This window comes from Actinomadura sp. NPDC047616, from assembly GCF_040642915.1.
Lineage (GTDB): Bacteria > Actinomycetota > Actinomycetes > Streptosporangiales > Streptosporangiaceae > Spirillospora > Spirillospora miaoliensis.
The window spans coordinates 356405-376926 of sequence record NZ_JBEYTB010000004.1 but is presented as its reverse complement, the minus strand read 5'-3'; the positions used below and the strand labels follow the sequence as shown (position 1 = coordinate 376926).

Here is a 20522-nt window from a genome sequence, read left to right as displayed (position 1 = left end):
CGCGACGTCTGATCATCACGTGCGTGTCGTGGACCATCGCACGCCGTCCCGGGCGGTCCGGCTGATGCCGCTGCTGCCCGCGGTGGTCGCGCTGGCGGTGACGCTGGCCGGCATCGGCGGGCCGTCGTTCTGGCTGGACGAGTCCGCCACGGTCAGCCTGGCCGGCCGTCCCGTCGCGGACATGCTGCGGGTCTTCGACGACCTGGACCTCGTCCACGCCCCCTACTACCTGATCATGCGGCCGTGGGCGGCGGTGTTCGGCACGGGCGAGGTGTCGCTGCGGCTGCCCAGCGCGCTGGCCACGGCCGCGGCGGCCGCCGGGGTCGCGGTGCTGGGGCGGCGCTGCCACGGCCCGCTCGCCGGGCTGCTGGCCGGGCTGGCGTACGCGGGCGGCGTCACGGTGTCGCGGTACGGGCAGGAGGCGCGCTCGTACGCGATGGTGGCCGCGGCCGCCGTCCTCGCCTCGTACCTGCTGGTGCGGGCCGTGCAGCGGGACGCGCGGCGTCCCTGGCTGTGGTTCGCCGGTTACGCGCCGGCCGTCGTGCTGCTGGGGCTGCTGAACCTGGACGCCGTGCTGCTGGTGCCCGCGCATGCCGTCACGCTGCTGGCGGCGCGTCCGGGGCTCGCGCGTGCCGGACGGGTGTGGGCGGGCTGGTCGACGGCCGTGGGGGTCGCGGCGCTGGCGCTCGTGCCGTTCGGGCTGGCCGCTTCCGGCCAGAAGGTCCAGATCGACTGGCTGCGCACCCCGACGTGGCACACCGTCCAGAAGCTGCCGGAGTTCCTGGCCGGCGGGCGGTGGCTGGTCGCGCCGGTCCTGGCGCTGGCGGTGGTCGGCGCGGTCGCGGGCCGGCGGTCGCACGGCACCGCCTCCCTCACCGCCCTGGCCGTGCCGTGGCTGGTGCTGCCCCCGGCGGTGCTGGTGCTCGTCTCGCTGGTGTCCGACCCGATGTACACCGAGCGCTACGTCTTCTTCTGCGTCCCCGCCCTGGCGTTGCTGACCGGCGCGGGCCTGGCCCGCCTGGGCACGCTGGCGCGTCCGGCGGCCGGCGCGGTGGCCGTGACGGCGGCGGTGGCGGTCGTGGCGGCCGTCTCGGTGCCCGAGCACGTGGCGATCCGGAAGCAGGACAGCCGTCTCGACGACTTCCGGGCCGCCGCGCAGGCCGTGCGAGACCACGGACGCGACGGCGACGCCATCGTCTACCTGGCGGGCATCGCCCGGTGGGGCGCGGCGGCCTATCCGGGCACCTTCGGACGGCTGCGCGACATCGGGCAGGCGCAGTCCCCGGTGCGGGCCGAGAACCTCAAGGGACGCGACCTGCTCCCCCGCGAGATACGCGGCTCCCTCATCCGCTCCCAACGCGTCTGGGTGATGCGCACCAGGTCGATCGTCACGCACCAGGGCGACGTGGTGTGGCGGCGCGAGCAGATGGTCCTCGCCACGGGGCCGTGGCGCGTCGCCGGGGAGTGGCGGTTCCGGGGCGGCATGCTCACCCTGCTGGAGCGGACCGGCCCCTACCGCACCTCCACGTAGTCGACCTGGCCGCTGCCGTCCAGGCGCCGCAGGCCCAGCGTGTTCCACCCGGCGCTCATGTCGCGCTGCACGGTCGCCGACGTCCAGGAGCCCTTCTTCGTCCTGCGCAGGCCCACCGGCCCCGGCGCCGCCCCGTTCACCGTCACCTCCAGGCGCGCCTTCTTGCCCGACCAGTTGGCGTACTGGATCCGCACCGAGTACCGCCCGGCGACCGGCACGAACACCGAGACGTCGACCGGGCAGCCCGGACGGTCGAACGGCCCGACGGCCTTGCCGCCGGACGCCCTGGGCCGGGCGAGCGGCGTCGCGCACCCGTTCAGCCGCGCCCGCTCCGCCTCGTAGCGGACCGGCGCGCCGCGCACCACGGGCCGGGCGCCGTCCCAGCCGAGCGCGGCCACGTACATGCCCCGGTTCACCTTCGAGCCGCCCAGGTACCGCTGGATGCCGTGGAAGACCAGGTAGTCGCCGCCGGCGTCGGCGAGCACGTCGGCGCTGCCCGGACCCCGCACCCTGCCGCCGTACCCGCCGGTCGACAGCAGCGGCCCCCGGGCCTTCTCGTACGGGCCCTCGATCGACGACGCGACCGCGTACCGGGTCTGGTAGTTCGACTTGAAGTACCAGCCGGCCGAGTAGAACAGCACGTACTTGCCGCCGCGTCGCACCAGGTCGGGGGCCTCCACCAGGACGGGTTCGCCCGCCCCGCGGCCGAGGATGCGCTTGGGCGGGCCCGCCAGGCGCAGCCCGTCGGCGGTCAGCCGGACGAGGTAGACGGCGGCCTTGCTGCGGGCGTCGGTCTTGTAGAGCAGGTAGCGGGTGCCGTCCTCCTCGATGTAGGAGGCGGGGTCGATGGCGCCGCCGAGGCCCAGCGGGCAGACCAGCGGCTCACCGTCCAGCGGTACGAACGGGCCTGCGGGTGAGGTGGATGTGGCCACGCCGATGCACTGCATGTCGCGGTCGTTGCGGCGTGCGGAGAAGTAGAGGACGTGGGTGCGGCCGCCCGGACGGGGCGGCACGACCTCCGGCGCCCACGTCCACCCGGGAGCGGCCCACGCCGGCAGCCGCGCCAGGCCGTCGCCCGGCCTGCGGGTCCACGGCCCGGTCGGCGACGGGGCCGTGGCCACCGGCATCACCGCGTCGGGGCTGTTGGTGCCGTAGGCGTAGTACGTGCCCGCCACCTTGACGACGGTCGGGTCGGCGAAGTACTGGTCGATCACCGGCTTGACGGGCGAGTACCCGGGCGCGGTGAACGGCGTCGCCGTCTGCGCGGGGCTCGGCACCGGCGGCGCGGGCGCCCGCGACGGCTTGGCCGCAGGCGACGGCCGCGCGGACGGCCGTCCGGCCCGGGGTTCCTTCCGTTCGCCCGCCTCGGCCATGCCCGGCTCCGGGGCGTGCATGCCCGCGAGCCCGGCCAGCACCACGAGCGCCACCAGCGCGCTGACCGGCGCGCCGGGCCTGCCGTGGGGCCCGCCGAACGACGACAGCGGTCCGCGTGCTCGCAGGTCCACGATCAACTCCCTCGCCACCCGCATGATGCCAAACACCCGGCCCGCGCGCCCGGTTCGGCCTCCTTCGTCACTGAATACGCATCCGGACCACTCCGGAGGAACCTAATACGCTTACTGGTCGATCCCCGCCGGAGAGGAGACTCGGGACTTGTACCGGCACAGGCGTCTCGGCACCGCCCGTCCTCCTCTCGTCATCGCGCTGCTGCTGGCGCTCACGCTCGGCCTGGCCGGGTGCCTGGGCGTCAACCTGTCCCCCTTCGGCGGCGGCGCAAGCCCCTCGGTCACGCCCGTGCCGAAGAAGCCGAACATCGTCTTCGTCCTCACCGACGACCTGTCCTGGGACCTGGTGCCGCACATGCGGCGCGTGCAGGACATGCGGGGCAAGGGCACCACGTTCGACAGGTTCGTCGTCGCCGACTCGCTGTGCTGCACGTCCCGCGCGACCATCTTCACCGGGCGGTATCCGCACAACACCGGCGTGCGCACCAACTTCCCGCCCGACGGCGGGTACGGGGTGTTCAAGGCGCGCGGCGGCGAGCAGGCGTCCTTCGCCCCGGCCCTGCGCGGCGCCGGCTACCGCACCGCCCTCATGGGCAAGTACATGAACGGCTACCTTCCCGCCGACACGCAGGGCGGGCCGCGCCCGTACGTGCCGCCCGGCTGGGACGAGTGGGCCGTCACCGGCAACGGCTACCCCGAGTACGACTACAACCTGAACGAGAACGGCAGGCTCGTCCACTACGGCAGCCGCCCGCAGGACTACCTCACCGACGTGCTGGCGAACAAGAGCGTGGACTTCATCCAGCGCGCCGCCGCCGACCGCAAGCCGTTCTTCCTGCAGGTCGCCACGTTCGCGCCGCACGGCCCGTTCGTGCCCGCGCCCCGCCACGCCGCGGCCTTCCCGCAGCTGACGGCGCCCCGGCCGCCGTCGTTCAACGAGCCCGACAACGCCGACAAGCCGTCGTGGCTGCGGTCGCGGCCCCGGCTGCGCAAGCCCGGCATCGGCCGCATCGACGCGGGCTTCCGCGACCGGGTCCGCATGGTGCAGTCGGTGGACGAACTCATCGGGCGCATCCAGCAGACGCTCGCCAACACCGGCCACGACCGCGACACCTACCTGGTCTTCGGCTCCGACAACGGCTTCCACCTCGGCCAGTACCGGCTGGCGGGCGGCAAGATGACGGCCTACGACACCGACATCAGGGTGCCGTTCGTCGTCACCGGCCCGGGCGTCCCGGCGGGCCGCACGACCGACGCCCTCACCCAGAACACCGACATCGCCCCGACGTTCCTGGAACTGGCGGGCGTGACCGTGCCGCCCGCGACCGACGGACGCTCCCTGGTGCCGTTCCTGCGCGGCAAGGACCCGGACGACTGGCGGAACGTGGCGCTGATCGAGCACGTCAAGCCCCCGCCCAGCCGCGAGGACCCCGACCGGCAGGACTCCGGCCCCGGCGCGCCCCCCACCTACAACGCGCTGCGCACCACGAACGAGCTGTACGTCGAGTACGTCAACGGCGAGCGCGAGTACTACGACCTCGCACGCGACCCGCACGCGCTCGACAACCGCGCGAAAGCGATCCCGCCGCAGCGCGCGCGGGAACTGTCCGGCCTGATGTACGCGCTGACCCGCTGTGCGGGCGCCAAGTGCCACACCGCGGGACGCACCCGCTGAACCACCTGGTCCCGTGGTCCGCAACAGGCCACCTTTACGAAGATCGCAAGCCCGGCCGGCACACGTTCACGCGAGTCACTCGCCATTTACGGCAACAGATGTGCGGCCGGGCACCGCTTTACAAGACCGTTTCACGCGGCGCCGCCGATATGATCCGTGGCGAACCTTTGATGGGCCATCGAACGCGCATACTTTGAGGCGCGCACAGTCGGGCGTCACACGATCACTGGAGACGGGCGTGACCGCACCCAGGACCCCGGACGACGAGCCGGGCCGCGACCAGCAGCAGGCGTCGACCCCGCAGGACGCGGCGGTCCCGCCCCCGCCGCGGTGGCTTACCGAGGCCGATTCGCAGGCCGACGCGCCCCTGCTGCCGGAGGCGCCCCCGCCGCCGTTCGACACCGGCGACAACGACGCCGGCGACAACGACGCCGAGACCACGCGTTTCGACAGCGAGGTCACCCGGGTCGACCGCGGCGCCGGACAGGACGGCGGCGACGAGAACGACGCCGACGCCACCCGTACCGACGTGTACCCGGCCAAGGCCGCCGCCGCGTCGCCGCCGGCTCCCCAGCCGTCGCCCGATGAGACCGTCACCGACCTGTCCCCGTGGCTCCCGTCCAAGAGCGAGGCCGCCGACCAGGCCACCGACGAGGACGAGGACGACGACGACCTGGAGCGCACCCGCGTCGACCACGGCCCGCGGCTGTCGAAGGAGGAGCCGACCGAGCAGCTTCCGCTCCCGCGGCAGCCCGCGCCCGGGCCGCAGCAGGAGGCGCCGGACGAGGCCGCGGCCGCGCCGTTCCCCTACGCGCAGCAGATCCCGGGAACCCCGCTGGCCGCGCCGACCGCCACGCCCCAGCCACCGGCCCCGCCCGCACCCGAACCGTTCCCCTACGCCCAGCAGATCCCGGACGCGTCGTCCGCGCTGCCCGCCCCCGGGCCGGCGCCGGCACCGGCGCCGGCACCCACGCCGTACCAGCCTCCGGCGCCGCCGTCCGACCACCGGCAGCCCCCGGCGCCGTTCCCGTTCCCGCAGGACATCCCCGACAACAAGCCGCAGCCGACGCCGTTCCCCTACGCGCAGGAGATCCCCGGCCACGACCCGAACCCGCCCGGCCTGTCGGACACCCGGTTCGACATGGGGCCCGCACCCCAACCCGTGGCGCCGCCGCCGCAGATCGACGAGCCGTGGCGCACCGCGCCCAGCGGCAAGAAGAAGCGCGGCTCCGGCAAGCTCGGCAAGCGCATCGCGCTCATCGCCGGCGCCGGGCTCGCCGCCGCCGCGCTGGTCGCCGGGGGCTTCGTGGTCGTGTCCAACCTCGGCGGGGACGACGAGGGCGGCGGCCCCGGAGCCCAGCTCGCCCGTTCGGTGTTCCCGGTGGACGCCACCGCCCGCACCGACGGGTACGACCAGGACATCACCGGTGTCGCGGCGTCCGGCTCCACCGTGGTCGCGGTGGGCGGCGAGACCGGCCCGCGCGGCTCGCGCGGCATGTTCCTGGTCTCCACCGACGGCGGCCGCACGTTCGGGCCCGCCGCGGTGCGCGGCGCCGACGACACCGCCCCCCGCGTCGGCGACGTCCCGGCCGCCGTGGGCGGCTCGTCGCGCGGCTGGGTGGCCATCGGCTCGCGCGTGGGCGGCGGCGCGGTGTGGACCAGCGAGAACGGGCGGGACTGGCAGCGCCAGCCCGACGCGGTCGGCGACGTGTTCGGCGGCAACACCCGGGTCAACCGGATCGTGGCGGCGGGCGACCGCTTCCTGGCCGTCGGCGAGACCTCCGCCAAGGGCGACTTCAGCGACTCGGTCCCGGCCGTCTGGCTGTCGGGCGACGGCCGCCGCTGGGAGCCGCGCTCGGGCGACCAGATCGGCCTGCAGGTCCGCGACGCCAGGCTGCAGCTCGTCACGGCCGCCGCCAGCGGCGACGTCATCCTCATGGAGGCGCTGGTCACCCCGCAGAAGGGCCGCCAGGGCGCGTACCGGCGGGTGTGGCGCTCGCAGGACGGCGGCCGCACCTGGACCAACTCGGAGGTCCCGGTGCCCAAGGGCTCGCGCGGACTGATCATCGGCGGCGGCCCCGCCGGGTTCGTCGCGGTGCGGGAGCTCGGCGCCGGCGGTTCCGCCCACGGCCAGGCGTTCGTCTCCAAGGACGGCGGTTCGTGGACCCAGGCGGGCACGCTGAAGACGTCCGGCTACCGGGTGACCACGCAGCTGCTCGGCGACGACAAGGGCTTCGCCGCCGTCGTCACGCGCGGCCGCGACGTGCTGCTGTCGCGCAGCGCCGACGGCCGGAGCTGGCGCGACGCCGGGGTGCTGGCCGCCCAGCCGGGCCGTGAGATCAACGACGCGGCGCTGGCCGGGGAGCAGGCCGTCCTCGTCGGCACCGAGCCGGGCGGCGGCGACGCCGACCCGCTGCTGGGCGTGTGGGACGGCGGCGGTCGCGAGCTCCCCGTCGACCTGGCCAAGGTGCCCGGCGCGGTCCGCTCCGACCACTCGGTCATCGCGGTCGGCGCGACCGGCGACCGCGCGGTCGCCGTGGGCAGCGCGGCGGGCGACGCGGCCGTGTGGACGTCCCAGGACGGCGGCACCTGGCAGCCCGCCCAGGGGCTCGGCGCCGCCTTCACCCGTCCGGGCTCGCAGCAGCTCCTGGACGTGACCTCGGGCGGGTCCGGCTGGCTGGCCGTGGGCTACGACCAGGTCGCGCCGCGGCGGCCGCTGGTCGTCACCTCCGCCGACGGGACCACCTGGCAGGCCGTCGACACCGCCGCCGCGTTCCGCGGCAGCTCCCGGGCGGTGCCGACGACCAGCGCGGCGGCGTCCGGCCAGGCCGGCTACGTGGTCGTCGGCACCGACGGCACGTCGGCCGCCGCCTGGTTCTCCGCCGACCTGAAGAACTGGGAGCGCGGCCGCGACGCGGGCGCCAACGCCGGCCCGAACGGCGCGCTGAACAGCCGAAACGGCGACACCCGGTGGATTCTCGACGTGACCGGCGGCTCGTTCGGCTACGCCGCCGTCGGCGGTGTCCGCGACCCGAAGGCGGGCAACCGTCCCGGCGTGTGGTCGTCGACGGACGGCAAGCAGTGGACGCTCCAGCTGCTGTCGCTGCCGGGCGGCACGAAGGAGGGGCACCTCACGCACGTCGCGTCCAACGGCAACACGCTGGTGGCCGCGGGGATCGCCGCGACGGGGCAGGGCCTGGTGTGGCTGGGGTACGTCTCGTCCGACGGCGGCAAGACCTGGCAGCCGCTGCAGGCGCCGGGCGGCGACGCCAAGGTCACCATGACCTCGCTGTCGTCGGCCGGCAAGGGCTTCGCCGCCACCGGCACGACCGGCGACCCGGGGGCCGCGGACGTGGTGTCGTGGACGTCGGCGAACGGCTCGTCCTGGACGTCGCAGAAGCCCGGCGGCAAGGGCCTGGCGGGCGACGGCGAGCAGCAGGTCACCGGGCTCGCCGCGTTCAAGGGCAAGCTGCTGGGAGTGGGCCGCACCGCCGACCCGAACGACGACCAGCCGATCCTGTGGACGCGCCCGGTCCCCTGACGGCCGGTCAGCCCTCGCTTCCGCCGCCCGCGACCGCGTCGCGCTGGTCGCGGGCGTGACGCGGGACGTATCGGGAAGCCGGCTTCGGCCGCACGGCCGCGCCCCGCGGCTGCGGAGCCGGAGCCGGAACCTGCTGTGGCTCAGAGGCCGGAGCGGGAGCCGGAACCTGCTGCGGCTCAGGGACCGGGGCGGGGGCCGGGACCTGCGGCTGCGGAGCCGCGGGCTCCGGTTGCGCGACCGGGGCCTGCTGCTGCGGGGCCGGCAGCGTATCGGACGCGTCGCGGTTGCGGCGGGCGCCGTAGGGGGCGACGATCAGCCGGTAGACGGGGCGGCGGATCAGTGTGGGCGTCAGGCGGTAGCCGCCTCGGATGATGACGTTGCGCCAGTACTGCATGCGGGTGATGAAGCCCTCGCGGTACATCTCGCGCTGCAGGCGCAGTTCCGAGCGCAGCAGTTCGCGGCCGCCGCGCCGCTCGTACGCGCCGTCGCCGACGCGGTAGTACACCAGGGGTTCGGCGATGTTCACCACGCGCGCGCCGTTGGCGATCATGCGGACGAACAGCCAGTAGTCCTCCATCAGCGGCAGGTCGCCGTAGCCGCCGACGGCGATGACCGCGCTGCGCCGGTACACGACGGTCGGATGGTTGAACGGGTCGTGCAGGCGCGAGTAGCGGGCGATGTCGTAGGGGTCGCTCGGCGGGATGCGGCGGCCCACCACGTCGTCGATGCCGGAGCCGAACTCCAGCAGCCCGGCGCCCACCAGGTCGGCCCCGGCGCGCACCAGCGGCACCTGCATCTGGAAGCGGTGCGGCATGGCCACGTCGTCGGCGTCCATGCGCGCCACGATGTCGAACCGGCTGGCCTGCAGCCCGGCGTCCAGTGCGGGGCCGAGGCCGCGGTTGCGCTGAAGTTGCACGAACGTCACCTCGACCGGGCTGGCGGCGATCAGCCCGCGCAGGCAGAACTCCAGTTCGGGCGAGACGGGGCCGTCCTGGACGAGGACGACCTGGTCGGGCCGGACGGTCTGGTCGTGCACGGCGCTGCGGAAGGCGTCCCGGACATACTCCTCCCGGTCACCGCCGTAGACGGTCATCAGGAGGGCGAAGGGTTCGGGGGGGATGTCGGCCTTCAAGAACTGTCCATTCCCGGGAGCGGGCCGTTGTGCGGTGGGGCCGCACGCGGCCCCGCGGTCGTCACGGGCGGGGAGCCGTCACGTCCAGCTGGTTCATTGCCGAAGGTAGGTGAAAGGTTCGTGAGCGTCGCCAAGATACAGCGGAGCCGGACGGACCATCGACCGGTTGTTCGCGTTCCTCGCTGTATTCACCCCCTTGTAACATTTCCCGCGCCTGCCCCGCGAGCTGCGCGCGCGGTCATGTCTGGGCGCAAACGTCCTGGTCGGCGCGGATCTCCCCGGCCACCTTGGGCACCTGGCGGGCCGCCCCCGCGACGTTCGCCCCGTCCCGTCCGATTACCAGGTACACCTGGCCAGGTCTGGCCGTCGCGGACGGGCGCGGCTGGCGTCCGGGCAGCACGGCGGCGAGCGCGGCGGCGTGCCGTTCGGCGCCGGCGCCGTAGAGGATCTGCGTGCGGGCGGTGGACTTGGCCTTGGTGTTGCCGACGCTGACGACCTGGAAGTTCTTCTCGGCGAGCTGGTCGGCGACGCGCTGGCCGAGCCCGTCGGTGGGCGTCCCGTTGTAGACGGCGACCTTCACCTGGTTCGGGGGGACGGGCGGCTGCGCGGGGCCCGGCCGCGCCCCGCCGCCGGGCTGTCCGCCCGCCTGACCCGCGGCCGGGGGTTTGGGCCCGGGGTTGTTCTGCGGGACCTCGTTGTCCTGGCGGATCGCCTTGAACAGCGGCTGGGCCAGCGCGTTGTTGAACTGCACGCGGTTGGGGTCGGCCGGATACGCCTGCACCGGGACGGTGACGAACCGCACCTTGCCGGCGCTGAGGCCCTGCATGCTGCCCGCCAGCCGCTGCATCACCGACAGCGTCAGCCGGTTGTCGGTCTTCATCGACTTGGTGACGGCCGACAGGAACCCGTACACCTTGCCCGGGTCGGTGAGCATGCCCTGGCTGGTGGCCTTGTTGACGACCGAGGCCATGAACTGCTGCTGGCGCTTGATGCGCGACAGGTCCGAGCCGTCGCCGAGGCCGCCGGTGCGGGTGCGCACGTAGCCGAGGGCCTGGTCGCCGTTGACGGTCTGCTTGCCCGCGCGCAGGTACAGCTCGGCCTTGGGGTCGTTGACGGCCTTGGGCACGCAGATCTCCACGCCGTCCAGGGCGTCCACCACCCGCTTGAAGCCGGTGAAGTCGACCTCGACGTAGTGGTCGATGCGGATGTCGGTGATGGCCTCGATGGTCTTCCAGGTGCAGGACGGGCCGCCGATCGAGTACGCCGCGTTCAGCATGCTGAGGCCGCCGGGCTGCGTGCCGCCGTTGCGCGTCTTGCACGAGGGGCGCTGCACCATCGTGTCGCGCGGGAAGCTGAGGCCGATGGCCCGGTCGCCGCCCGGGGAGATGTGCAGCAGGATCGTGGTGTCGGAGCGCTCGCCCTCCTCGGTGCCGTACCGGGCGTTCTCGCCCTGGCGGCTGTCCGAGCCCATCAGCAGGATGTTGATGGAGTTGTTGAGCTTGGCCGGGCGGTTCTCGCCCAGCTTGTCGTCGACGTTCTCGCGGGTGATCTGCCCGTCCAGCCGGCGCCAGAAGCCGTAGGCGGTCAGGCTGCCGACCACCAGCAGCGCCGACAGCGCGATGGAGACCCAGCCCAGCACGCGCCAACGGCGGCTCCGCCCCGGTTCCGGGGGCGGGGCCGCGCCGTTGTCGAAGTACACGCGCGGGGGCGCCGCCAATCGCTGCATCCGTAACATTTCAGCACACAGGGGACAGCCGCCACCCGGTTCACGGCAAAGTCGAGGCCCGCCGGCTCCGGCCACTACCGGGCGCTACGGGACGACTAGACTCCGGTGAGGATGAGCATCGTGGACGCCCTGACCGACCAGGCGATGGTCGTACTGCAGGACCGTCCCCTCGTGGCGCTGCACGCCTGGCTGGCCGAATCCCTGGACGACTGCGCCGCCTCCGGGCGCACGCTGCAGCTCGTCACCCCGATCGACACGCGGCTGTCGCTGCCGCTGCGCTCGGTCGTGGCCGGCCGGACGGCGCAGTGGGTGGTGCGCGACGGCGACGGCTACTACGAGGGCCTGACCGGACGGCCGCTGCAGTGGGACGGCGCGACGTTCGTCCCCGTGCCCGAGGCCCGCGACTACGCGCCGGGCTTCACCACCCGTCCCACCGCCCCGATCGGCGCGCAGCTCGCGCTGGTCTACCGTTCGCAGCACGGCCCCGGCGACGAGACCCTCGGCGGCGCCGCCGACCATCTCCTGCGGCTGCTGACCGGCCGGCCACCGGCCGGGTGGGGCCCCGCAGAACCCCTGGCGCACTCCTGGGAGCCCGACCGGTTCACCGAGTACGCCCGCGGCCGCGCCTCGGCCCGGCTCGTCGTCATCGGCGACGGCCCGCGACCGGCCCAGGCGGTGTGCGAGTTCACCGCGGCGGGCACGGGCTCGACGACCGAGGTGACCACCGTGACCGTCGGCTACACCGCCGACGACCCGCCGCCGCTGCGGCACCTGCCGTCCCTGATCGGCGCGCTGGCCGCCGAGCAGCCGGTGACCTCCCTGCTGGCCCAGCTCGTCCCCGGCCGCGCCGACCTGACCGCCGAACCGCGCTGGACGGGCAGCCCCGCTCCGGTCGCGCTGGCCGTCACCGGCACCGTGACGGGCCCGCCCGGCATCCCCGGCCGGCAGATCGGCCCGCCGGGCGCCCCGGTCACCCTCTTCCCGCTCGGCGACGGCCGCTCCCCCGACGGCTGGCGTCGCCACCGCGAGGTCATGCGGCACCTGCGGTCCGCCCAGCCGTCCTGACGCGTCAGCTCTCCGGCTGCTGCGACTGCCCCTGCTGCTGGGACTGCTGCGGCGACGGCTGCTGGTACTGAGCCTGCGGGGCGTGCTGGGCCTGCGCCTGCGGAACGGCGGCTCCCTGCTGCGGGTAATACTGCGGCTGCTGCTGGGCGTACTGCGGCTGCTGCTGCTGGAACTGCGGGTACGCCGCCGCCTGCCCCGGCGTGGCGGCGCGCTCCGGGCCCTTGGCGAGGCCGCCCAGCTGGAGCCCGACACCGGCGAGGATCATGCCGACCCCGGTGATCGCGCACACGATGGTGAAGTTCCCCAGCTCGGCCATCTGCCGGGGATCGCGCGAGTCGTCCCCGGCGGTGACGATGTTCAGGAACTGGACGCCCACGGCGGTGATGAGCGCGAGCACGCCGATGATGAGACAGGCGACGAATCCGCCATTCATCTTTTTCTCTGGCATGCCCCGGCATGCTACTGCCGCCCGGTGCACACGTCATCACCCTCCGCTCACGCCCTGACCAGGCCGGACGCGTCGTCCGGCCACGTCCGGCCACGAACGGGCCGGGCCGTTTCACGCCGCCCTCAGCGGAGCCCGCGGAAGAACACGCGGACGTCTTCGACGTACGGGCCGGGGATCTCCATGGCCGGGAAGTGGCCGCCGCGGTCGAACTCCGTCCAGTGGACGACGTCGTACCTGCGCTCGGCGAACCGGTGAGAAATCGTGGGGTTGACCAACGACTGGGTAGACTGACGGCATGAACGCCACGGCCGACGACGGCACCCCCGCCCGCCTGAAGGACGCGCCGAGCTGGCTGATCAACCAGGTCTCGCTGCACTCCCACCGGCTGGTCGCCGAGAGCATGGCCGCCGCCGGCGCCCGCGGCTACCACTACCGGCTGCTGGCCGCCCTGGAGGAGTTCGGCCCCGCCAGTCAGGCGGCGCTCGGCCGCCGCACCGGCATCGACCGCAGCGACGTCGTCGCCATGCTGAACGAGCTGTCCGACCAGGACCTGGTGCGCCGCTCGCCCGACCCCGCCGACCGGCGCCGCAACGTCATCACCATCACCCCCGAGGGGACGCGCCACCTGCGCCACCTCGACCAGGTCCTCGCCCAGGTCCAGGACGACCTGCTCGCCCCGCTCTCCCCCGCCGAACGCGGCGAACTGGTACGGCTGCTGTCGGCGCTGCTGGCCCACCACTCCGGCCGCTGACCGGCGCGAACGACGTCCCCGCGTTTCTTCCGGCAGGAGGGAACGGCCGCGGACGACGATGCGTCACATGAACATCGGCCGCCTCGACGGCATCGAAAGAGATGGCCGAAACAGCGACAATCAGGACCGAACGGGCCGTCTGATGACCACCGCGCCGTCCACGTCTCGCTGAAACCTCACCGTTCGACCTGTTCGGAGGGACCATGCAGCCGCCTCAATGGCCCGGGCAGCCGGGCTACCCGCCGGGGCCCCAGCAGGGGCCGCCGTTCGGTCCCGGAGTGCCCGGAAACCCGCTTCCGCCGCCCAAGAGCGACGGTGGCGGCGGTGTCATCATCGCCCTGCTTCTCGGCGGCGGGCTCCTGGTACTCGTTCTGATCGTCGGCGTCGTCGTCGTGCTCGCGAACGGCGGAGACGACGATGACGACCGGCCCACGCCCCCGCTCGCCGTGTCCCGAACGGCGACGCCGTCGTACTCGCCCTACAGCACCCCGACGACCGGCACCGGCGGAATCGACCCGCAGGGCGTGCTCAAGTCGACGATCCGCACCGCGCGCGGCAACACGTTCACGCAGGTCGGGACGCGTATCGACTCATGCACCGCGCGGGCCAACTCCACCATGCTGGAGCGGCTGCGCCTCTACCCGTGCACGGGCCAGATGTACTCGGCGGTGTACGCGAACCCGTCGCGCAGCATCGTCACCGTCATCTCGGTCGTGAACGTGGGCAGCTCGTCCGACGCCAACGGCCTCAGCCGGGCCGTCTACTCCGAGGGCTGGCCCCGCCTGCTCAAGCCGTCCAACACCAGCGGAATGCCGCAGCTCTCCCAGGAGCCCAGCCAGTGGACCCGCGCCTGGACGCTGAACTCCTCGATCATCTACGCCCAGTCGTACTGGGCACGCGGCGGCGCCGTCGGCGACCGGACCGGCTCCGTCTACAACACGGCGGGCGAACTCGGCGTCGAAGTCACCAACGCCCTGCGCTTCAGCAGCTGACGACCCCCCACAGGGCCGTACCGCCACCCGGTACGGCCCTTCGCCATGACAGCCCCACGGACACGGCCGCGGCTCAACTGCGCCACCACTCGAACCGGTCAGGGAAACCGGTCGTTGCGCGTCCATCGTCCGGACCCGAGCCGCAGGCTGACGCCACCAGTCCGGGCGGCGGGCCGGTGACGCCGGGCTCAGCCGGCAGCGGCGGACCCGCCGGCGCCTGCCGCCTCGGCCGCCGCCTCGGTCGCGCGCCAGCTCAGCGGCGGGCCGTCGGACTCGCCGTCGGGGTGGACCGCGCCGCCGAGCCAGCGCACCAGGGCGTCGGCGAAGCGACGGGCCACCTGCGGGCCCTCCGGCACGTCGGCGGCCGCGCGGACGTCCACCCACCAGACCTGGTCCGAGGACGCCAGCCGTTCGGTGAACTCCGCGCCCAGCAGCCGCCGGATCTCCCCGGGAACGGCCACCGGCACCGGCGCCTCAATGGACACGAGCAGCTGACCCGCGAGGTCGTACAGCCGGGTGGCCGCGGGCTCGCCGCCACGGACCTCCAGCGACAACCCCATGGCGATCAGCCCGTCGACGACCGCCCGCACGTCCGGCGGGCGGCGCACCACGGCGACCAGGTCGCAGCTCATCCGCCCACCCCCGGCGCGCCGATCGAACGGGCGAACACCTCGTAGGCGATGCGGCCGACGGCCGTCCCGGTGTCCCCGGCCAGCTTGCCGGCGTCGAACGCGCCGCCGACCGCCAGATGCCGGTCGTACGGCACGTGCACCACGGGCAGCTGCCACTGGCTCAGCATCTGCTCGGCGCGCTCCAGGTCGGCGCTCGCCTGCGGCGCGTGCGTCACCGTCGCCACGACGGTGCGTTGCAGCAGCGCCTGCCGGCCGTTGTCGCGGAACCACTCCAGCGCGCCGCGGGCGCTCAGTGCGCCGTCCACCGTGCCCGGCGTGACCAGGACGAGGCCGTGCGTGCCCGCGAGGATGCCCTGGTGCAGGTCGGTGAGGATGCCCGCGCCGCAGTCGACGACCGCGGCGGCGAAATGACCGCCGACGGCGCCGAGCGCGGTCTCGAAGGCGTCGAGGGTGAACTGCTCCGCGATGCGCCCGCCACGGGTGGCCGACAGCACCCACAGCCGTTCGCCCGCGCGCGTGAGGTACGGAGCGGCTTCCTCGAACGAACGCGGCCGGCGTTCCACCAGGTCGAAAAGCGAGCGTTCGGCCTGCACTCCGAGCCGCAGCGGCAGCGAGCCCAGCTCGGCGTCGGCGTCCACGGCCAGCACGCGGTCGGCGCGATACCGCGACAGCTCGGTCGCCAGCAGCGCCGCCATGGTGGTCTTCCCCGCCCCGCCGCGCACACTGACCACCGTGAGCCGCCGGAGACCGGGCACCGGACGCCGCAGCATCTCCGCGACCGCGACCTGAGCCTGACCGCCGGACGCTCCGGAGCCGCCGACGACCTTGCGCACACCCCGCCCCATCCGCACGAGCAGCGGGTCACCATGATGCGATTTACGCCCCAGCTCATCGCCGATCCCCCCGTCACCATGCCGGGGCGACGTCGGCGCGGGCTGCGGCACCTTCGAGGCCGGGCGCACCGGCTCACTCGGCCGCGCCACCGCAGCGGGATGGGGCGCCGACCCCAGCGGAGCACTGTCCGCTTCGCGCGGCCGCACCGGCGCGGGCTGCGGCACCTCCAAGGCCGGGCGCACTTGCTCACCCGGCTGCGCCACCGGCGAGGGGTGGGGCGCTGGCCCCTGTGAAGCACCATCCGGCTCGGACGGCCGCGCCAGCGCGGGTTGCGGCGCCTTCGGGGACGGGGGCGCCGGCTCGCCCGGTTGCGCTACCGAAGTGGGATGGGGCGCTGGCCGCTGCGGTGCGCGATCCGGTTTTGGCGGGGGCGCTGGTGCGGGCTGGCCCTTCGGGGGCGCGTGCACCTGCTCGTTCGGCTGCGCCATCGGCGAGGGGTGGGGCGCTGGCCTCTGTGGAGCACTGTCCGGGGCGGGCGGCTGCGGTGCCCTTGGGGTCGGGGCGGGGTGGGGTTTTGGTCCTTGCGGGGGGCTGTCCGGCTCCGGGTCGAGGGTCGCGAGTCCGCGCCGGGGCATTCCCAATTCGCGCAGGACGATCTGCTGCCAGCTCGAGTCGGACACCTGCCTCCCCTTCGTCACCGCAAGCCTACGAAACTCCGACCGCCGTCGTGGTGCCCTGCGGCGTTCGGAGCGGCGCGGACGGTACGGTCGGCCCGCGTGGCGTGCACCTCCACTAATCGTCCAATGAATGCCCCCGTATCCGACCATGCGGCGTCATATGCTCCTTTGGCGGACGGGATTCGATCTTGGAGGGTGACAAGGGTGGCGGAGTTCTCGGGCGCGGAGCTCGAACGGATGCTGACCGAGGCGCGCAAGACCCTGGAGTCGATGCGGCAGGGCGACACGGCGCCCCGTCCCGCGAAGAGCGCCAAGGCCGCGGACGGCGACACGCTGGAGGGGGTCGGCGAGGCGGCCGACGGCAGGATCAAGGTGACCGCCGAGGCAGGGGGCCGCGTCAAGAGCGTGGACCTGGATCAGAAGGCCATGCGGATGTCCCCTCAGGAGCTGGGTGAGCAGCTGGTGGTGGCGGTCAACGCCGCGCTGGAGGACCTGCGCGCCAAGGCGGCGACCGCCGGGGCGGCCCAGCGGGAGGCGGACCCGGGTGAGCAGGCCGAGGACATCCAGAACCAGAGCCTCCGGCAGATGGAGCTGATCACTCAGGCCATCAACGACACCCTGGCCAAGATCGGCGGCAACCGCTGAGCACGGCGGTGCGCGAGGCCGCCTAGGACCGGGCGGTGACGGCCGCGGCCTGTCGGTTGTCGGAAGCCGGGATTAGCATCTGGCGCGTGCGAGCCTCCACGTCGACAACGCCGCCCACGCGGCCGAGATGGCTCGTGCCCTTGTCGGCGGCGGGCGCGGCGGCGGTCCTGGTGTCGGTGTTGTGGCTGACCGGCGGGCTCCGGGAGACGCCGCAGGAACCGGTCAAGGCACCGGGCAGGCCGATCGACCAGGGGTGGTTCGACGTCACCGTGCGGGACGCGCGGATCGTGAACGTCAGGCCGCCGTTCGGCAACGCGCCGCAGCGGCGCCTGGAAGTGCGGCTGCGGGTGGTGAACAAGGGCAAGGAGACGGCTTCCCTGGGGCTCAGCGGGTTCGGCCAGGGCGTGGCGGCCCGCGCGGCGAACGGCAAGTGGGTGAAGCCCGAGGACGTGGAAGGCACCGCCGCGGGCTCGGCCACCGCCGTCGTCCAGCCGGGCCTGCCCGTCGAGGCGGCGGCGCGGTGGCCGCTCGGACCGCGCGAGGCGCCCGCCGCGTTCACCGTGGGCCTGCGCAAATGGGAGTTCGGCACCGGGTTCACCGACACCTCGTTCCGGTGGCGGGTGGAGCTGGAGGACGACGCGGGGCTGGCCGGACGGCTCACCCTGCCGGTGGCGCCGTCATGAACGCGGGCAGGCTGCTCGTCCAGGGCGGCGCCGCGCTCGTGGGCACCGCCCTGCTCGCCGCGGCGCTGTGGTTGTACGACCTGACGCCGGAGGTGGAGTCGCGGCAACTGGACCCGATTCGCGACACCGGCCGGATCGGCCAGGTCGTCACCAACCCGGAGTTCAGCGTGCAGGTGCAGCGGGTCGCCGCCGCACGTTCGCTGGCGTCCTCCTTGCCCAGCAGGCCGCCGGTGCGCACCGAGGGCGTCTTCCTGATCGTCCACGCGCGGGTGATGAGCCGGCGCGAGCCGCTGAGGCTGCAGACGGCGCAGGTGGAGACGCCCGGCGGCTACATCTTCCGGAAGGACCCGCGACCGTCGGTGTCGCTGGGGCTCGACCCGGAGTTCCAGCCGCTGATCTGGGACAGGACCGCGTTCGTCTTCGAGCTCCCGTCGCGGCGGCTGGAAGGTGCGCGGCTGGTGGTCGGGGAGGGCGGGCTGCTGCCGCAGCTGTCGGCGGCCACCGAGATCGACCTGGGGCTGACCCGGGCACGCGCCACCGACCTCGTCCGCCGCGCCTCCGAAGGCTACGACGTGCGAACGGCGGCATCATGACCCACCGGGCACCCTCCCAAGATCCCGGCGACCAGCCTGGGCGTACTCCGGGCGAACACGATGCTCGCGGGTCGGCCGGCTCCAATCCGTGGTTCGAGCGGCCGGACAGGGCCTCGCCTCGGGTGCCTGCCGTGGGGAGGTATAGCAGGACGGCGCGTAACGAGAGGGCGCAGTCGGCGGCTCAACCGCTCGCGCACGAGACGGGGCAGCGGGACGAGGGCGGCACGCAGCCGTCCGGCGGCCGGGAACGCGGCGAGCACCGGGCGTCCGGTGATTCGACACGCCAGGAGGACGAGGCCGCGGGTGCCTCGGAGGACACAGCGGAGCCGCGGCGGCGGGTGCGGCCCGGGGATCGGCGGTTCCTTGAGGCGATGGCCCTGGTGACGTTGCTGCCGGCCCTGGTCGGGCTGCACTGGCTGGACGACACCCGCAACATCCAGCAGCGGCTGGAGCGGCCCGAGAAGCCGACCGTGGTCGCCAAGGGCGGTGTCGGCACGCTCGCCGGCACCCGCTGGCTGTTCGTCCGGCGGACGGTCACCAAGGCGCCGCTCAACCCGGACCCGGACGTGGCGGAGGTACGGATGGTGGTGGCGATCAGGCCGCTCACCCCGGCGGGTGCCAAGGCCGTCACCTCGTACGGGATGACCTACCGGCTACGCGACGCCGAAGGACGGTTCTGGAGCGCGACGGCGCTGCCGTCGTCCCCGCCGCGCGCGGGCGCCACCGCGTTGCTCACCGTCAGGGGCGTCCTGCCCCGCGCCAAGGCGGGGACGGTCACGCTCGAGGTGCGGCCGCCGGCGACGTCCCAGCCGAAGGGGCCGCTGCCTTCGCTGCGGTTCGCGTCGTGACCCTGGCCACGACCAGGTTGAACGCGGCCGCCAGCAGGCAGATCCGCAGGATCTGGAAGACCAGGGCCGTGCCGAAGCCGATCAGCGTGAGGCGGGGCACCCACCAGGCCGCCGAGTGCGGGCCCAGCAGTTCGTAGATCTGCCGCCGGGCCAGCCGCTCGGCGACGTCCAGGCCCACGAACAGCACGCAGAACAGCCCGAACGGCACCACGCCCGACCGGCGCACCAGCCGCAGCCCGTACCAGGCGGGCAGCCACATCTCTCGGATGCCGCGGGTGGCGATCTCCCGGGGGCTGCCGGTCCGGTCGAGGTCGCCGGCGCGGGCCAGCCGCCGGGCCGTGCCGCCGCGGCCGAGCACGACCCGTTCGTCCCCGGTGTCCAGGCCCAGCACCACCCCGGCGATCACCAGCCAGATCAGCGAGCCGAGCACGGCGTGCTTGAACGAGGGCCACAGGTCCAGGCCGCCGCCGGCGGCCTGCTCGACCCAGCCCCACACCCGCCGGTCGGTGATCCACTCGCCCGCCTCGCCGCGCAGGTGGTCGACGGTGAAAATGCCGAAAAGCGCGAAATTGATCTCCAGGAAGGCCAGCAGAACGGCGCCGGAGCCGGCCAGCCGGCCCTGGGCCAGCCATTCGAACGCCACCTTCAGTACGAAGAACCCGGCCGTGAGGCCCACCGCCAGCGTCAGGTGCCGTTCGAGGCTGATGAGCATGCCGAGGCCCTCGATCTGGCCGGTGATGCCGCCCTCGGCGAAGCCGCGGCTCTGCGCCATGTCGACGAACTCGCGGGCGTCCTGGCTGTGCAGGCCCCAGCCCAGGTAGAACACCATGAACGGCAGGACGGCGCGGCCCAGCGCCTCCATCGCCGTCTCGCGGTTGCCCACGGCCCACGGGGTCAGGTCGCCGCCGGGTTCGCGGGCGTGCACCACGTCCAGGCCCTCCCGGACGCAGTGGACCATCGCCACCGTGACCGCCAGGGAGATCATGACCAGCAGGCTGACCGTCACCAGCGGCGCGACCGTGGCCGCTGCGCCCTTCAGATGACCCAGGCGGTAGCCGCCGTACATCACCCCGTACCGCAGCAGCTCCCCCACGGTGAACCACAGCGCCAGCGGCAGCGCGAACCGCCCGGCGAGCCTGAGCGTCGCCCACGGCAGCACGAGCGGCGAACGTGCCGACAGTCCAGGCATTCCGCGAATGTTACACAAATGCCTGGTGAGCAACCGAGCGGTAGCAGGACGTGAG

18 protein-coding genes are annotated in these 20522 nt (G+C 73.8%); 10 read left to right on the top strand and 8 right to left on the bottom strand.

Annotated elements, in window-relative coordinates; translation table 11 throughout:
• Positions 1-28: 28 nt before the first annotated feature.
• Positions 29-1531 carry a glycosyltransferase family 39 protein gene (locus ABZ801_RS12455; RefSeq protein WP_360696537.1) on the top strand — a complete coding sequence of 501 codons (1503 nt, stop codon included), beginning with the start codon at positions 29-31 and terminating at the stop codon, positions 1529-1531.
• On the opposite strand, the gene ABZ801_RS12450 is transcribed toward ABZ801_RS12455, so the two are convergent.
• On the bottom strand, positions 1513-3036 hold the full coding sequence (locus ABZ801_RS12450) for a family 43 glycosylhydrolase (protein WP_360696534.1): 1524 nt from the start codon (positions 3034-3036) through the stop codon (positions 1513-1515). The genes ABZ801_RS12455 and ABZ801_RS12450 overlap by 19 nt on opposite strands.
• 148 nt (positions 3037-3184) lie before the next feature.
• On the opposite strand from ABZ801_RS12450, the gene ABZ801_RS12445 reads away from it, so the two are divergent.
• Entirely contained in the window at positions 3185-4711 is a 1527-nt protein-coding gene (locus tag ABZ801_RS12445) for a sulfatase (RefSeq protein ID WP_360696531.1), read from the top strand.
• Positions 4712-4949: 238 nt separating this feature from the next.
• Positions 4950-8252 carry a hypothetical protein gene (locus tag ABZ801_RS12440; protein WP_360696528.1) on the top strand — a complete coding sequence of 1101 codons (3303 nt, stop codon included), beginning with the start codon at positions 4950-4952 and terminating at the stop codon, positions 8250-8252.
• A gap of 7 nt (positions 8253-8259) precedes the next feature.
• Here the strand turns inward: ABZ801_RS12440 and ABZ801_RS12435 are convergent, their stop codons facing one another.
• On the bottom strand, positions 8260-9384 hold the full coding sequence (locus ABZ801_RS12435) for a glycosyltransferase (RefSeq protein WP_360696525.1): 1125 nt from the start codon (positions 9382-9384) through the stop codon (positions 8260-8262).
• A 238-nt stretch (positions 9385-9622) separates the two neighbouring features.
• Positions 9623-11110 carry an LCP family protein gene (locus ABZ801_RS12430; RefSeq protein WP_360696522.1) on the bottom strand — a complete coding sequence of 496 codons (1488 nt, stop codon included), beginning with the start codon at positions 11108-11110 and terminating at the stop codon, positions 9623-9625.
• A gap of 111 nt (positions 11111-11221) precedes the next feature.
• Here ABZ801_RS12430 and ABZ801_RS12425 point away from each other — a divergent pair, with 111 nt between their 5' ends.
• Positions 11222-12175, top strand: a complete 954-nt coding sequence (locus ABZ801_RS12425) for a DUF6177 family protein (protein WP_360696519.1) — start codon at positions 11222-11224, stop codon at positions 12173-12175.
• 4 nt (positions 12176-12179) lie between these two features.
• On the opposite strand, the gene ABZ801_RS12420 is transcribed toward ABZ801_RS12425, so the two are convergent.
• Both ABZ801_RS12420 and ABZ801_RS12415 read right to left on the bottom strand, forming a co-directional pair.
• Positions 12180-12623 (bottom strand): hypothetical protein, encoded by a 444-nt coding sequence (locus ABZ801_RS12420; protein ID WP_360696516.1) that lies wholly within the window; start codon positions 12621-12623, stop codon positions 12180-12182.
• Positions 12624-12745: 122 nt separating this feature from the next.
• Positions 12746-12898 (bottom strand): hypothetical protein, encoded by a 153-nt coding sequence (locus ABZ801_RS12415; RefSeq protein ID WP_360696513.1) that lies wholly within the window; start codon positions 12896-12898, stop codon positions 12746-12748.
• A gap of 20 nt (positions 12899-12918) precedes the next feature.
• Here ABZ801_RS12415 and ABZ801_RS12410 point away from each other — a divergent pair, with 20 nt between their 5' ends.
• Entirely contained in the window at positions 12919-13374 is a 456-nt protein-coding gene (locus ABZ801_RS12410) for a MarR family transcriptional regulator (protein ID WP_360696510.1), read from the top strand.
• A gap of 203 nt (positions 13375-13577) precedes the next feature.
• The gene (locus tag ABZ801_RS12405) at positions 13578-14366 is read left to right on the top strand and encodes a hypothetical protein (protein ID WP_360696507.1); all 789 of its coding nucleotides are present in this window, start codon (positions 13578-13580) and stop codon (positions 14364-14366) included.
• A gap of 188 nt (positions 14367-14554) precedes the next feature.
• Here the strand turns inward: ABZ801_RS12405 and ABZ801_RS12400 are convergent, their stop codons facing one another.
• Both ABZ801_RS12400 and ABZ801_RS12395 read right to left on the bottom strand, forming a co-directional pair.
• Positions 14555-14998, bottom strand: coding sequence for a hypothetical protein (locus ABZ801_RS12400; RefSeq protein WP_360696504.1), 444 nt, complete (start codon positions 14996-14998; stop codon positions 14555-14557).
• Positions 14995-15831 (bottom strand): MinD/ParA family protein, encoded by an 837-nt coding sequence (locus ABZ801_RS12395; RefSeq protein ID WP_360696501.1) that lies wholly within the window; start codon positions 15829-15831, stop codon positions 14995-14997. The genes ABZ801_RS12400 and ABZ801_RS12395 overlap by 4 nt, the downstream gene beginning before the upstream one ends.
• Before the next feature lie 882 nt (positions 15832-16713).
• On the opposite strand from ABZ801_RS12395, the gene ABZ801_RS12390 reads away from it, so the two are divergent.
• The 4 genes from ABZ801_RS12390 (at position 16714) to ABZ801_RS12375 (ending at position 19278) form a co-directional block, all read left to right on the top strand.
• The gene (locus ABZ801_RS12390) at positions 16714-17154 is read left to right on the top strand and encodes a YbaB/EbfC family nucleoid-associated protein (RefSeq protein ID WP_344957273.1); all 441 of its coding nucleotides are present in this window, start codon (positions 16714-16716) and stop codon (positions 17152-17154) included.
• 134 nt (positions 17155-17288) lie between these two features.
• Positions 17289-17837: a hypothetical protein gene (locus ABZ801_RS12385; RefSeq protein WP_344957274.1), complete on the top strand. Its 549-nt coding sequence runs from the start codon at positions 17289-17291 to the stop codon at positions 17835-17837.
• Complete coding sequence (locus tag ABZ801_RS12380) at positions 17834-18430, top strand: hypothetical protein (protein WP_360696496.1); 597 nt, start codon at positions 17834-17836, stop codon at positions 18428-18430. Before ABZ801_RS12385 ends, ABZ801_RS12380 begins: the two co-directional genes overlap by 4 nt.
• Positions 18431-18561: 131 nt before the next feature.
• Entirely contained in the window at positions 18562-19278 is a 717-nt protein-coding gene (locus ABZ801_RS12375; RefSeq protein WP_360696493.1) for a hypothetical protein, read from the top strand.
• On the opposite strand, the gene ABZ801_RS12370 is transcribed toward ABZ801_RS12375, so the two are convergent.
• The gene (locus ABZ801_RS12370) at positions 19205-20467 is read right to left on the bottom strand and encodes a hypothetical protein (RefSeq protein WP_360696490.1); all 1263 of its coding nucleotides are present in this window, start codon (positions 20465-20467) and stop codon (positions 19205-19207) included. The two genes, ABZ801_RS12375 and ABZ801_RS12370, sit on opposite strands and share 74 nt — an antisense overlap.
• Between the last annotated feature and the right edge of the window lie 55 nt (positions 20468-20522).

Coding starts and splice junctions, on each gene's coding strand:
- ABZ801_RS12430 (WP_360696522.1), bottom strand. CDS start 11,110: ATGCAGCGATTGGCGGCGCCCCCGCGCGTGTACTTCGACAACGGCGCG.
- ABZ801_RS12425 (WP_360696519.1), top strand. CDS start 11,222: ATGAGCATCGTGGACGCCCTGACCGACCAGGCGATGGTCGTACTGCAG.
- ABZ801_RS12420 (WP_360696516.1), bottom strand. CDS start 12,623: ATGCCAGAGAAAAAGATGAATGGCGGATTCGTCGCCTGTCTCATCATC.
- ABZ801_RS12410 (WP_360696510.1), top strand. CDS start 12,919: ATGAACGCCACGGCCGACGACGGCACCCCCGCCCGCCTGAAGGACGCG.
- ABZ801_RS12405 (WP_360696507.1), top strand. CDS start 13,578: ATGCAGCCGCCTCAATGGCCCGGGCAGCCGGGCTACCCGCCGGGGCCC.
- ABZ801_RS12400 (WP_360696504.1), bottom strand. CDS start 14,998: ATGAGCTGCGACCTGGTCGCCGTGGTGCGCCGCCCGCCGGACGTGCGG.
- ABZ801_RS12380 (WP_360696496.1), top strand. CDS start 17,834: ATGAACGCGGGCAGGCTGCTCGTCCAGGGCGGCGCCGCGCTCGTGGGC.
- ABZ801_RS12370 (WP_360696490.1), bottom strand. CDS start 20,467: ATGCCTGGACTGTCGGCACGTTCGCCGCTCGTGCTGCCGTGGGCGACG.